11 protein-coding genes are annotated in these 13,874 nt (G+C 42.2%); 7 read left to right on the forward strand and 4 right to left on the reverse strand.

The window, feature by feature from the left end:
* Nucleotides 1–652 precede the first annotated feature (652 nt).
* The 4 genes from HWQ41_RS17310 to HWQ41_RS17325 all read left to right on the forward strand — a co-directional run bounded on the left by HWQ41_RS17310 (nt 653) and on the right by HWQ41_RS17325 (nt 7,029).
* The gene (locus HWQ41_RS17310) at nt 653–1,417 is read left to right on the forward strand and encodes a DUF502 domain-containing protein (protein WP_292765221.1); all 765 of its coding nucleotides are present in this window, start codon (nt 653–655) and stop codon (nt 1,415–1,417) included.
* A 183-nt stretch (nt 1,418–1,600) separates the two neighbouring features.
* Nucleotides 1,601–2,242: a transcription antitermination factor NusB gene (nusB, locus tag HWQ41_RS17315; RefSeq protein ID WP_292765198.1), complete on the forward strand. Its 642-nt coding sequence runs from the start codon at nt 1,601–1,603 to the stop codon at nt 2,240–2,242.
* A 256-nt stretch (nt 2,243–2,498) separates the two neighbouring features.
* Nucleotides 2,499–4,151 carry a signal recognition particle-docking protein FtsY gene (gene ftsY / locus HWQ41_RS17320; protein WP_292765200.1) on the forward strand — a complete coding sequence of 551 codons (1,653 nt, stop codon included), beginning with the start codon at nt 2,499–2,501 and terminating at the stop codon, nt 4,149–4,151.
* 1,486 nt (nt 4,152–5,637) lie between these two features.
* Nucleotides 5,638–7,029 (forward strand): PP2C family protein-serine/threonine phosphatase, encoded by a 1,392-nt coding sequence (locus tag HWQ41_RS17325; protein WP_292765202.1) that lies wholly within the window; start codon nt 5,638–5,640, stop codon nt 7,027–7,029.
* Nucleotides 7,030–7,603: 574 nt separating this feature from the next.
* Here HWQ41_RS17325 and HWQ41_RS17330 read toward each other — a convergent pair.
* The gene (locus tag HWQ41_RS17330) at nt 7,604–8,887 is read right to left on the reverse strand and encodes an ankyrin repeat domain-containing protein (RefSeq protein WP_292765204.1); all 1,284 of its coding nucleotides are present in this window, start codon (nt 8,885–8,887) and stop codon (nt 7,604–7,606) included.
* 298 nt (nt 8,888–9,185) lie between these two features.
* On the opposite strand from HWQ41_RS17330, the gene HWQ41_RS17335 reads away from it, so the two are divergent.
* Nucleotides 9,186–9,656, forward strand: coding sequence for a DUF4079 domain-containing protein (locus tag HWQ41_RS17335; RefSeq protein WP_292765206.1), 471 nt, complete (start codon nt 9,186–9,188; stop codon nt 9,654–9,656).
* Between the two features lie 58 nt (nt 9,657–9,714).
* Here the strand turns inward: HWQ41_RS17335 and HWQ41_RS17340 are convergent, their stop codons facing one another.
* Entirely contained in the window at nt 9,715–10,389 is a 675-nt protein-coding gene (locus HWQ41_RS17340; RefSeq protein WP_292765209.1) for a DUF1997 domain-containing protein, read from the reverse strand.
* A gap of 178 nt (nt 10,390–10,567) precedes the next feature.
* Here HWQ41_RS17340 and HWQ41_RS17345 point away from each other — a divergent pair, with 178 nt between their 5' ends.
* Nucleotides 10,568–11,224 (forward strand): NAD(P)H-binding protein, encoded by a 657-nt coding sequence (locus tag HWQ41_RS17345; protein ID WP_292765212.1) that lies wholly within the window; start codon nt 10,568–10,570, stop codon nt 11,222–11,224.
* Nucleotides 11,225–11,327: 103 nt separating this feature from the next.
* Here HWQ41_RS17345 and HWQ41_RS17350 read toward each other — a convergent pair whose 3' ends face one another.
* Nucleotides 11,328–11,792 carry a DUF29 domain-containing protein gene (locus HWQ41_RS17350; protein ID WP_292765215.1) on the reverse strand — a complete coding sequence of 155 codons (465 nt, stop codon included), beginning with the start codon at nt 11,790–11,792 and terminating at the stop codon, nt 11,328–11,330.
* A gap of 348 nt (nt 11,793–12,140) precedes the next feature.
* On the opposite strand from HWQ41_RS17350, the gene HWQ41_RS17355 reads away from it, so the two are divergent.
* Nucleotides 12,141–12,806 carry a glycoside hydrolase family protein gene (locus tag HWQ41_RS17355; RefSeq protein ID WP_292765224.1) on the forward strand — a complete coding sequence of 222 codons (666 nt, stop codon included), beginning with the start codon at nt 12,141–12,143 and terminating at the stop codon, nt 12,804–12,806.
* Between the two features lie 57 nt (nt 12,807–12,863).
* Here HWQ41_RS17355 and menH read toward each other — a convergent pair whose 3' ends face one another.
* Nucleotides 12,864–13,682, reverse strand: coding sequence for a 2-succinyl-6-hydroxy-2,4-cyclohexadiene-1-carboxylate synthase (gene menH, locus HWQ41_RS17360; protein ID WP_292765218.1), 819 nt, complete (start codon nt 13,680–13,682; stop codon nt 12,864–12,866).
* Nucleotides 13,683–13,874 lie beyond the last annotated feature (192 nt).

Consider the following 13,874-nt stretch of genomic DNA (forward strand, 5'->3'; position numbering starts at 1 on the left):
GTCCCCTGCTATAGAATCAGGGATTTTAAAAATTTGCTTTCTATCTCTATCAGACATGCCAATGAGGTAACAAAAATTCTCTGTATAGATTCTGATCTGGATTTTTATAAAATTATTAATTATTATACCACAAAATAATTATGCAAGAGGTCTAATCATCAGCAGCTTTTGATTGGGCGCGGTAGATTAGTAATACAAGAGACTTGCAACAATCATAGAATTTTCTGGTAGGCGAGTAAAAAGGGGGTTGTATCGGAGCGCATGTGGACATCTGGTTAATGCAGATTCCAATGGGGCTGCGAATATCGGAAGAAAAAGTAAGCAAAATGGTTTTACCGGACTGTCTAGAGGCTGTTTGGCACAGCCGTTACGAATCAAGATCCACTAGGGTTTTATCTCTTAAGAATCTCAGTCACCAAGCGTGCTGAGAGTGTCAATTACAAGTCTTACAACAAAAAGTAATATCCTCTGAGAATAACCAGTCGCGATCGGATTGGTCAATGTATATGTGTATGCTTGTAGGAAAATAGCTGATTTCCAGCAACAAGTACGTGTTTTGGCGGCAGCAGCCAACTTGCTAACGTTTTGGACACTTACTTGCAGCAAAAACTGCCTAAAGTTAAAGTCTTCGGAATTTGACGAATCTGCTGGTATGGATACCAATAACAAAAGTTCCTCTAGCTTAAAACAGGAGAATCGGGGCTTGGTAATCGATCGCCTAAAACAGGACTTAAAAAACGACCTGATTGCTGGTTTGTTGGTAATAATTCCCCTAGCAACCACTATCTGGCTAACGATTACCATTGCTACTTGGGTAATCAACTTCCTCACCCAAATTCCCAAACAACTGAATCCCTTTGATGGGTTAAACCCTATTTTAGTAAATTTACTGAATTTATTAGTAGGATTGGCTGTACCACTACTAAGTATATTAGTAATTGGTTTGATGGCTCGAAATATTGCTGGACGGTGGTTGTTAGATTTTGGCGAGCGGTTATTACAGGCAATTCCCTTAGCAGGACAGGTATACAAAACTCTTAAACAGCTTTTAGAAACAATACTAAAAGATTCTAATGGCAAGTTTCGCCGTGTAATTTTGGTAGAGTATCCGCGCCGAGGAATTTGGGCGATCGGTTTTGTCACTGGTGCAATCAGCAGTGATATCCAAGCCCAGATGTCTCGCCCTGTACTAAGTGTTTTTATCCCCACCACCCCAAATCCGACTACCGGATGGTACGCAGTCGTTCCTGAAGACGAGGTGGTGAACCTCTCCATGTCGATTGAAGACGCCTTTAAAATAGTTGTATCAGGTGGCATTGTAGCGCCCAATAGGCCTTTGGTTTTCCCCAAAGAGTCCACACTGGAAGTGAAACACGACCAAATCAAGCAGCAGGTTATTCCCGTTGAAGAAACGTGAACAAGGCAGAGGGCCGTATTCCTCCTGCCTCCTGCGCTCTACCTCCTGCCTCTTTAGTTAAAATCAATCTGGCAAAGTCACAAGCAAATACGTAATGTTGTTGTTTGACTGTGCCAAAATTGATAGACTTGTAAGTTTGTCGGGCTTAGTTAATCAGTTCTCGCCCAATCACCCCTCAGTTTTATGCAACCTCGTAAACCCCAGCAAATTGCTCGTGAATTGGCGCTTTTAAGCCTTAGCCAATTGCCAGTCAACCCAAAGAAATTAGATAAATTGGAAGACGATCAACTAGTATCCAAGTTGGTGCTAGGAGCAGTACGCACCCTGACCTTAGAAGTGCAAGATACCCTCGACAATGCCGCAGGTGAACTGCAACGCAGTAACGATCGCCTCTTAAGTAGCCAAACTCGCGCCTCCGACCTCGATACTGCCAGAACAATGCTTCAAGAAGCGATCGCCTGCACCCAGACAGCAATCAATCAGTTGGGTACGGCAGTTGATTTCCCAGTATTGATTCAGTTAGCTAATCAGGACAAGGGAGTTCGGAATTACGCTAAAGAACTTGTGATTACCGTCAGCGAAAATCGACACATTATAGATGAACTCCTTTCTAGTGCCTTAGTAGATTGGCAAGTAACTCGCCTCGCCCAAATAGACCACGATATCCTGCAAATCGCTGTGGCAGAAATGAGGTTCTTAGGAGTTCCAGACAGTATCGCCATCAACGAAGCTGTGGAGCTAGCCAAACGCTACAGTGGAGACGATGGTCATCGGTTTATTAACGGTGTTTTGCGCCGAGTAACGGAGCAGAAAAAAACAGCATAGTACCGTTGCGTAATTCATAATTCGTATACTGCCGTGGAGAAAAGTCTGTAGCCGCTTCTGCGGCTTCCTCCGACGAGCGGAATTTCTCCCAAGGGGAGACGCTGCGCGAACGGAAGAAACCCTCTGTTGACGGATTCTCCTCAAACTGGCGTTGAAAGGTGAGGATAACCCGGAAGTTTTCACCCCAAGAAAAAGTGCAAAGTTAAATTAAACTCATAACTTATAACTCATAACCCATATAACCAATACTGCTGCAATGGTTTTTAATTGGTTCCGTCGTAAATATAACGATTCCTCTGATCAGAAACACGAAGAAACTCCTCCTGCACAAGAACCCCAACCAGAGCCAGCCGAAACGTCAACACCAACGGCTGAAACTGCACCAGACACAACGGCAGACTTGTTGGCGTTTGCTAAAGCTGCCTACAAAAATATTCAGCAAAAACAGCAAGCCGAGGTAGTAGAAACCCCGCCTGATTCAGCAGATACCCCAGCACCATCAGCACAAACTGAAACCGCAGAAACGCCAATTGCGGAAATCACCGAACCAGAAGCAACTGAGGAACCTGTTAGTACAACCGTAGAAACTTCACAGCCAGAAGTTATCCAAGCAGCTACTGAGTCAGAAAGTACAGAAGATTCCTCAGTGGCAGCAATTGCTGATCAGCCAGATGTCAAAAGCCCAGAACTAACGGCAAATGAAGCTGAACCAACACCCACCGAAGCACTAGCTACGCCAGAGGTAACAGCACCAGCCACCTTATCCTTCTTAGAACGGGCGGCGGCAGAACGGCAAGCCAAGCTGGAACAACTAATAGCCACCGCCATTGAAGTCCCAGAACCGAAGGTAGTACAGCCAGTTGCTGCAACCTCACAGACAGAAGAGGAAATTCCCGGACTGGTATTTGATGATGGGTTTGTCTGGTCGGCGAAAGTTCTAGCAGCTCAAGGTAGAAGTCCAGAAGACGTTTCTATTGAAGAAATTACCTGGCTGAAAAAGCTCCGGCAAGGGTTAGACAAAACTCGCCGTAGTATTCTCAACCAACTGAAGGCGATCGTTGGTCAAGGGCCGCTTAACCAAGCTGCTGTGACGGAAATTGAGGCATTGCTCCTGCAAGCTGATGTAGGTGTAGAGGCGACAGACTTTATTATCAATGCTCTACAGAAAAAACTTCGAGAAGAAGTCACTGCACCTGAAGAAGCGATCGCTTACCTGAAAAAAATCCTCCGGGATATGCTGGATGCGCCAAGCAAAACATCCCACAAAACTACCTTTACCCCAGAAAAAGAAACCTTAAACATTTGGTTAATCACTGGGGTGAATGGTGCCGGTAAAACCACCACCATCGGCAAAATTGCTCACCTGGGACAAAAGTCTGGCTATAAATGCTTGATTGGGGCAGCAGACACCTTCCGCGCCGCCGCCGTGGAACAGGTGAAGGTTTGGGGTAGTAGAAGTGGTGTGGAAGTAATTGCCAATCCGGGAAAGAATACAGATCCGGCAGCAGTTGTGTTTGATGCGATCGCAGCCGCTCAAGCGCGTCAAACAGAATTACTTCTGGTAGATACAGCTGGGCGACTGCAAAACAAGAAAAATTTAATGGACGAACTCAGCAAAATCCGGCGAATTATCGACAAAAAAGCCCCAAATGCCAAAGTAGAATCACTGTTGGTTCTAGATGCCACTTTAGGTCAAAATGGACTGCGGCAAGCCGAAGTTTTCTCCCAAGCTGCCCAACTGAGTGGCGTTGTCTTAACCAAGCTAGATGGCACCGCTAAAGGCGGCGTTGCCCTTGCCGTTGTGCAACAGCTAGGTTTACCCATTCGCTTTATTGGTGCTGGCGAAGGAATTGAAGACCTGCGCCCCTTTTCTAGCTATGAGTTTGTCGAAGCTCTCTTGAGTGGCTAGTTTAAAAATTTGGAGTTAAAAACTTTTCTTGACAAACTGATAAATTTAGGGCTGACTGATCTGGTATTATCACTTGAACTAATTAGAAACAAAATACTGGAAACAGCCCAAGTCCTAAAATCATGAATTTGTCACAATAAATGTGTGACTTTTGCTAAAATTTCTAGCTAATGCCCTTTTTCACACCTGGAATGGGCTTTTTAAATGTAGCAGCACGGGCATTTAGTTGTGACACACAAAAGTCCGTAAACTCGCATTTTGCAGCAATTTAAAGGGCAGGCGAGATGCTCACTTCCACAAATACAACTATTGTGGTGGGACAGCAGTCTGAGCGATCAGCAGTGCGTAGGCGAACCAGTGCGAAGTTCGTAGTCAGGACTTTAGTTCTTATTTTCTAAGCACTAAAGTGCTTACCCAACGGGAAAGTTAGTCGCTCATGGGGGAAACCCCCTGTTCCCGCGCTAACTCACCACAAACCCTTGATTACTAGCTTGACAAAGTAGTAGTGGTAGGAGCGTCAACTGTTTGCCCAGCACCTACCTGAAGAGAAGGACGGCTTCCGAACATCAGAACTGTGGACTCAAAAAGCGAATTGGTGTAAGTCAGCTGCTTCAACACTCCCAGGTGTATTATCAGCTGCTACTTGCGGAAGTATCTACAAATATTTTATGTAATAAATCGAGAGGTTTGAATTCTGATGATTAAACGACAACACTCTTTCTGGCTTTTGACTTAAAGTTTTTGGAGGATATTTTTTATAGATTTAGTGTCATCTCTTCTATTCATGTCTTACACTTACCAAATGACTCCCACCCCAAATCAATTACAGCCTAATGGTTTAAGTCTGTTACTACTGACTCAAAAGATAGGCTTACCTCATTTTTATCCCGTTTAAATGGGTTTAAGTTTTGCATCTTCAGCAACTCAAAATTCCCAAAACGATAAATTCAAAATGGAAAAGCTCAATCTTGGCGATTATCCCGGCAATTATGGTATACAAATTAAGTATTTGAAGACTTATTTACATATTCTCAGGTTTGGGAATGAGTTAAAGTCTGTTTTTTACCAAACCAAGCCCGATTTGAGCGCTTCTAGAGGTTTTCACTCAAAAAACTTCTAGTCTCCTAGTTGCCTCTGCCTAAACAATTACTCTGAAAGCGTTATAAATTATTTTTTGAATAGAGTATTTTTATGACTTTAGAGATATGCTTTGGGAATTAAGTTATGAAAAAATGAAAATCTTTGTGAACTATCACCGAAACTAGTAATTTTTACGGGTTGGGTTTGGACTAAAAATACATGATTTGAAATTACTAATATTCCATCAGAAATACAATAAGCAAATAAAATACTTATAAAATTTGCCTGTTACGTCTTTATACTCTTGCTAAAATGACAAATCTTGTCTAAATATGGTTTAGCAATGCCAAAGCCAAAAGATTTATAAGTAATCTAAAATCTGCCAATATAAAGTGCAATAGTACCTGTGCCTGTGTCTCAACTGCCCTCTCAACCCACTGACAACAATAGTAGTGCCGCGACGGATGTCACACCAGTCGTGGCACTCAAAGAACTCGTGGCAAGGTTGCACCGGGAACAGAACAAAATTCAAGATTTGCTAAGTTCTTTAGGATTTGCCCTGAGAAGTTTCAATAATTTGAATCAGTTTTTGGAACTTATCCCGCTGATGGCAACAAGAGTGACAGATGCAGACGGCAGCGCTCTGTTTCTCTACAAACCTAATGGTCAAGTCAGGTTAGAACAGTTACATTGGCAAGATAGTCGCCAGCGAAAGAATATCCGCAAAGCGCTAGAAATAGCCAGCAGTCAAATCACGCTTGTGCCCAATACTGCCCCTCTAGCGAATGCTACGGGGATTTTGGATGACCAGATGCATCGCTATTTAGGGCCAGATGTGCAAATCTTTGGTACGGCGATTCTGGTGAAGCATACAGAACGGGGATGGCTCTATGTCTTGAGCCGCGATCCAGAGTATAGTTGGACAGAAACTAGGCAAAAGTTAGTTAGGTTAGTAGCAGACCAAACAGCAGTAGCGATCGAAAACGATGAATTAGCTGTAGAACTAAGAAAAAAAGAACGCCTAGACCAAGAATTAGAAATTGGCGCAGAAATTCAACGGCGACTTCTACCACGTCAATGCCCCACAATCCCTGGTGCAGTCCTAGCGGCACGCTGTAAACCTGCCAATCGCGTCGGCGGAGACTACTACGACTTTATTGCTACCAATCACAATAAGATTCAGCCCAAGACCAAAGGCGGCACGGAAACCGGTCGCTGGGGTTTGGTTATTGGAGATGTCATGGGCAAAGGTGTCCCCGCTGGGCTGATTATGACGATGATGCGGGGAATGCTACGGGGAGAAGTGCTACATGGTAATTCCCCAGCAAGAATTCTGCAAAACTTAAATAGAGTTATGTATGCGGATTTGGAAAACTCCCACCGCTTTGTAACGCTATTTTACTCAGAATATAATCCCCATAAGCGAATTTTGTCTTATAGCAATGCAGCACACAATCCTCCCTTGTGGTGGCACGCAGCTACAAAAACTGTCAGCCGTTTAGATACTTTGGGAATGCTAATCGGTTTGGATGCTAACAGCCAATATGAGGATGCCCAGGTACTGTTAGAGCCGGGGGATACAATTATTTACTATACAGATGGCTTGACCGATGCTGCTGCTGCTGGTGGCGATCGCTTTGATGAAGATAATTTTGTCACTAGCTTCAATACGGCTTGTAAGTACTGCAATGGGCCAGAGGAGATTGTGGATTACCTCTTTGACCAAGTTCAGCAATTCATCGGTGCTGATAAGCAAAACACTGATGATATGACACTAGTTGTTCTGCAAATTTTATAGTCATTAGCTATTTTTGCTTGGTCAAGTCATCAGTCCATGCTTCAGATGATGATAACTGGGGATTCATCACAGTGATTCTACTAAATTTAATTTTTTATTTATTTTTTCTTTGACTTTCCGTAGCGATCGCCCAAATGGTCGGACATCAACCTTTTTTCAAGACTCGTTTGTATTTAGCCTTTAGCATGATACATAAAAAATGATCCTTAGAATACTTTTCTGTTCAAGTAAAAACTATATATTTTGCACATCTAGCACAGTAGGAAACGCCAAGGGGGAGACTAGGTAAAAGGTAAAAGGTACAAGGTAAAAAGTAAAAGGTAAATTTACTTCTTCATTTTTGCTTTCTTTCTATCCTTGTGACGCAAGCATTTAGCCTGCTCCGTTTTGGCGTTTTAATTTTTCCTTTCTCCGCCGTAGCAAGTTCACAACAGCTACGACGGAGTTTTGCTTTCTTTGTTTCTGAAGTCTAGACTTGATTGTTTTAAACTTCCTTGATATTTAAGTTATTAACCTTCATTTAATGATTTGTCAAGATATTTCTGAAAATATTTTAGATGAAGAATTCAGATGGCTATTCTTGCGCCCCAACTTTTTGCAGACTCCGCACCACATTCTTATAACCATTAAATTCTGCAATCATCAAAGCAGTATAACCGCCTCGGTTTTTCAAATTCACATTTGCCCCAGATTGGAGTAATAACTGCACAATTTCGTCATAACCTGCTGAGGCAGCCCACATCAATGATGTTGCCCTTGCTGAGTCTTGAAAATTCACATCTGCCCCCTTTGCCAGCAGCAAATGTATGATCTCTGTGTGCTTGCGTTCGGTTGCCTTGATCAAAGCAGTTTTGCCATCATCCCCCGGAGTGTTGGCATCAGCACCATAGTCTAGCAACACTTTCACTGTTTGGGTGTGTCCTTGTGATGCAGCCAACGTCAAAGGTACTTCACCAAGATTTTTCCCATTAATATCTCCCCCAGAATGCAGCAATGCCTCGACAATTTGGCTATGTCCCTGCAACGCTGCTACAAGCAGTGGTGTATCACCCAGATGGTTCCTAATATGGACATCTGCACCCCTGTTAAGTAACACTTGCACCACATCGATGTAGCCTTCCACAACGGCAAGATGTAGAGCAGTTTCACCATCTTGGTCTTGGAGATTAATCTCGGCACCTCGATCTAGTAAAGCTGCTGCGATCGCACTATGTCCAGCAGCTGCTACTGCCGATAGGGCAGTTCCACCATCAGCGTTTTTCACATTCACATCAGCCGCTACTGCTAGCAGTGCTTCCACAATCTCCAGATGTCCCAAGTCTGCCGCTAGCATTAAGAGTGTCTCACCCTCCTCATTTGGGATATTGACATCGACACCTGTTTGGAGAATTGCTTGTAGAACTTCTATTTTTCCCTGCTTAACGGCGAGTTTCAACGCCGTATCATCATCTTTATCGGCGATATTAACTTGGGCATCAGCAGCCAATAAAACTCGCACTACATCGATATGACCTTTGAGTACTGCTGCCATTAAAGCTGTGCTGCCATCTTCATTAGTGGCATTGACATCAGCACCTCTGGATAGTAAAAGTTGTACAATATCAAGCTGTTTGGCACTAGCCGCCAACATCAAAGCCGTCAAACCATAGAGTTTTCTGGGCAAGTTGATATCTGCCCCAGCATCCAGCAGCGATCGCCCAATTTCGGTATAGCCTAAATTGGCAGCAAACATTAACGCCGTTGTGCCAAGGCGATCGCACGCGTCCACCCTCGCACCAGCAGCCAGTAGCGCACACAGCCCCTTGATATCGCCACTTTTAGCAGCTTTTAGCAGCAAAGTATCGTTGTTTTCAGTCATGGATGAGATCCCACACAGGGGGTTTTGTTCGTCTACCTTTAAAATTTAGTCTGAGATTGTTTATCCACTTTGGCAAGAGGGTTAGGCAATTCAAAATTCACTCATTCAAAATTCAAAATTAATAAATGCAGTCTTGGCAAGCATTCTACCTATTGACTGGATGCAAATTAAAGTCAGGGAGGCTTCACTGTTGTCTTCTCTCCTCATCCCTCAGCCTCTTTTAATTTGGGCAACTTTAAGCACAAAAAATAGAGTTATGCTAATTTTTATGAAGATTTAATAATTAGGCGAGAACACGATGAGTCTGGAACTTTCTGCGTCGGTGAAATATTGGCTGAACTTCTTCCATCCGGTGCTGATGTGGGCGCTATTAGCACTCTCAATTTATGCTGGCTACTTGGGACTGCAAGTACAGCGTACCAGAAATGCTCAGGGGGAAGAAAAGAAAGAACTGATTAAAGGTAGATATAACGTCAGACACTACCAAATGGGGTCTATACTCCTAGCTTTGATGGTGACAGGTGCGATCGCAGCTATGGCTGTCACCTACATCAATAATGGTAAGTTATTTGTTGGGTCTCACCTACTAGCAGGACTGGGTATGATGTGTTTGATTGCATTTTCTGCTGCTTTGTCTCCTTATATGCAAAAAGGGGCAAATTGGGCGCGTGCAACTCACATTTTGCTAAATTTCACCCTTTTGGGACTTTTTGCTTGGCAGGCTGTCACCGGCGTGCAAATTGTTCAAAGAATTCTCACTAAAGCATAGTTAAGTAGTCCTTTGTCAGTTGTCATAAACTAATAGCAACTGACAAATGACTGTTGACTCACCGTTTTTTATGAGAATTAGCAGGAGAGGGTATTTCTAAAGATTTCTGAAAATCTTCCTGAACTTTGCGAGTTAAGCGGCGGGAGACTTGGCGGACAATTTGGTTAAGTAAGCGATCGCCTGTAGATTGAATTATAGACTGGGGTAATCGCTGAATAAACCTGGGAAAGTGCAAATAAACCATTAAATCCAATTCCCATTCAACTCTCGTAACCTCAGCAATGCTAGTAGAAGCATGGGTTTCTATTAACTGTAGAGATGCCCGATAATCTACGTCATAACCAGGCGGTTGGTAATCAGGAATGGGGATTGTACGGATGCGGTAAATACCTTCCTCTGGGGGCAACAATTCCAAACCAATTTTCGGTTCTACTTCATAACCAAAAGCACCAAAACGACCAATTACTAAAGCGTAGCCATTTTCCCCAAGCGATTGCACTTTCATCGGTTCAGCGCAACGAGAAAACCATGAGGCGTGAGCATTAAGATACTCAGCAACCTTCTCTATTGGGGCAGGCATTTCCATAAAATCTTGATAACGACCGTAAAATGTTGTGAGTGTCGCTACATTTGCTTGTCTTAATGCGTCCTCGGCTTCTTCTTGGCTGGACGCTACAGGTAAAACTGCTTCTGCTATTTCCCAAGATTTATATTCGCTTTTTCTTGAAAGCATAAATGCGTTACTGTATAATTTTGCGTTCGTCTATATTAATAGTTCCCCAGATGCTTGGGTCATTTCGTACTAGTATCCCATTTTCACCGAAACCTCATTAATCTGCCATCAACTCCATAGAATTACTAAAATAAAGAACTGAGCAAGCACACAATAGTTTCCCAGGATAGCATTTCTTATGAAAGCATTTGTAGCAGGGGCAACGGGTGAAACAGGTCGCCGGATTGTGCAAGAGTTGATAGCGCGGAATATTCCCGTCATAGCCCTGGTGCGGGATATAGAGAAAGCTAGGGGTATTCTGTCTCCTGAAGCCGAATTGGTAGTAGGCGACGTGTTACAACCAGAAAGTTTAACTTCTGCGTTAGGAGATAGCACAGTTTTGTTGGTTGCTACTGGAGCAAAACCTAGCTTTGACCCCACTGGCCCCTATAAAGTGGATTTTGAAGGGACTAAAAATTTAGTAAATGCTGCGAAGGCAAAGGGAATTGAGCATTTTGTCTTTGTTTCTTCATTGTGTACTTCGCAGCTTTTCCATCCGCTGAACTTGTTTTGGCTGATTTTGGTGTGGAAAAAGCAAGCTGAAGAGTACATCCAGAAAAGTGGTCTTACCTATACGATTGTGCGACCTGGTGGGTTGAAGAATGAAGATAACCCCGACGCGATCGTGATGCAGAGTGCTGATACACTGTTTGACGGTAGCATCCCCAGGCAAAAAGTCGCCCAAGTTGCTGTTGAGGCGCTGCTTGAACCAGATGCACGCAATAAAATTGTCGAAATTGTTGCCAAGCCTGAAGCAGCCTCAAAAAGCTTTAAGGAGCTATTTCAACAGTGCTGATATCCGATCTAAATTGACCGCTCCTTGATTCTACTCCGTAAAGCGATCGCTCTGGATTATCGCAGATATGAAAGGCGATCGCACATTCACTACAAAATTACTTTTATTCTGGGAAATACTCACTATTTAAAATATCTTCAGCAGTAAAAGGGCATTTTTCCGGGAAAATCTCAGGGGGGAAACCTGTTTTTTGAATTGCTTGTCTTCTGGCTTTAAGATAAACTGCATCTAAGCAGTTAACAGAATAGTTATAAAGTGTTTTGGAACGAAAAGAAAATTCTAGCTCATCACGGAAATTAGTTATTTCTATTTGCCAGCCTCGTTGACAATATTCTTTTTCAGTTTCCCAATAACGATAAAGTAAAAGATGAATTAATAATTGTTTTAAGTAACTTTCTACTTTTCGTCTTTGTTCAATTCCCAAAGCTTCAATTTCTTCTGTTAAATGTTGCCAATCGAGATTTTCAATATCTTTATTTTCTAATTGTTTAAGTGTTGTTTCTACCCATAAATAATAATCTTCTTCGTAAAGGGTAGGTTCAACAGATTTTAATATTTCTGTTGTCATAGCTAATCGTTGGAAAAATCAACTATCTAATTATAACAAGCGCTCGCGCCATCAGACACGCAAAACGTAGAGGTTTAGAAATGCTAAACCCCCAAGAGTCGTCTTCAATTCTTACCGGGAGAAGAATGCTACAAGAAGCGACTAAGGCGATACTTACTCGGAATTTTTGGAAGTATGCCGCTTGCTATACTTAACTTTATGCTCCTTTTTTCTAATTCTTAAAAAAATGAGCGAATAAAGTGTGAACTTTGCCAAAATGAGTTTGGAGATTATTGTTGTTAGCAAAGAAAGCAAATTTGAAGGAGTCGAACTCTGAAAGGCTTTGAATTCAAAGGCGTTGAAAAACTGATTGGGCCAATAGCGGCGCTTCTCGGCTTTGTGTATTTGTTGCAATGGTATATTGGAGACTTGCGATCGCCTTCTGATCCCATCTTTGAAGAGAAACAGCCGCCTTTGGTCATGAAACAGGGCGACCCCTATATCCGCGCTTTAATGCGAACCATCTCGGCGAGTGAGGCAAGTGGCAATCGTCCCTATTCGCTGTTGTATGGTGGACAGCAAGTCAACGACCTGAGCCGACATCCTGAGATATGCGTCACAATTGTCACAGGCCCCAACATAGGTAATTGTTCCACTGCTGCTGGCAGATATCAAATTATCAACATTACTTGGTATCGTTTAGCCCCCCGTTATCACCCAAAGCCGATGCACATGATGTTTTGGACTGCTTATAGTTTTGAAGCAGAATATCAAGATGTAGTAGTTTACCGTTGGTTAAGTGATTCTAAAGTTTGGGGAACTGATATTTCTCAACTGTTGCGTCAGGGAAAGTTAAATGATGTTTTGCGGCTACTCTCTCCCACCTGGACAAGTCTAGGATATGGTATAGAAACTAATTCTGTTAGTAGCTCTTTATCTAAGGTTTATCAGAAAATGTTGCAAGAGGAATTAACCGCAGTTAAGCAACCAACCCCTTCAGGGAATTCAAAATTCAAAATTCAAAATTCAAAATGAATTAACTCATAAATTAGGGTAGCAATGGTTAAATAGATAGGGAAGCGATTCTAGTTTTTAATTTGCTTGGTAGAAAAAATCTTTGATATTTTCCACAAATGGCAAGGGATTTTCAAAGTGAATATTATGTCCAACATTACTAATTATTTTTATCTGGGCAAATTTACATATTTTAGCCATTTCTGTATTAATAGATATAAATTTTTCATCATATTCACCTGCTAGTAAAAGCATAGGTATTTTATTTTCTTTAAGTTTTTCCCATAAAGAAGGTTGGCAGCCAGTCCCCATGAAGCGCAGTGATTTATCCAATTCTAATGGATTATTCTGCAACCGACTTTCTACCATAGGATCGTATTCTGGATGATTTTTTATATAACCAAAAATAGTCTGATTGTACCAATTTGATAGAAAAGCAGCAAAATCACTTTTTTCAACACTTCTTGTTAATTTACTGCCGATTTGTGTATCAAGTTTAATTCGTTCTAATCGTTCTACTTCTGTTGGCAAACCAGGGGAAGCTGACTCCAACACAACTTTTAAGAAACGTTCCGGGAAATGTAGGGTGAGGTATAAAGCCAATCTTCCACCCATTGAATAACCAACTAAAAAGCATTTGGGAATTTTTAACTCATCTAACAAGTTGATTAAAGCATGAGCAGTGTTTGCCATTGTATAGTACTCGTCCTCACCCCAAACTTGAGTTTTGCCGTGTCCGGGGAGGTCAAGTGTTAAATAATCAAAATCGTCAGATAGTAATTTTATGGCTTCATAAAATTCATCGATGTTACCCATGAAACCGTGCAGAAAAAGAATTAGTGGTTTGTTTAATTTGCCAATTAAAGAATAGTGAAAATAATATTTTTCTATGAGCATAGTTTAGCTAATCATTATCACGGCTGCATATCATACAGCAGTTTTCTTTTGCATGAAGTACAAAGCTACGGGTTTTGAGGCAGGAGGTAGAAACTCTTTATATCTGATTTTAAGTCTGGCATTTTGTACCTCATATGATGTCCGGGTAATTAGTTGTGATTCCCATAGTCATTGCACCCCACCCCCAGCCCC

This window comes from Nostoc sp. NOS(2021) (assembly GCF_017115025.1).
Taxonomy (GTDB): Bacteria; Cyanobacteriota; Cyanobacteriia; order Cyanobacteriales; family Nostocaceae; genus Nostoc.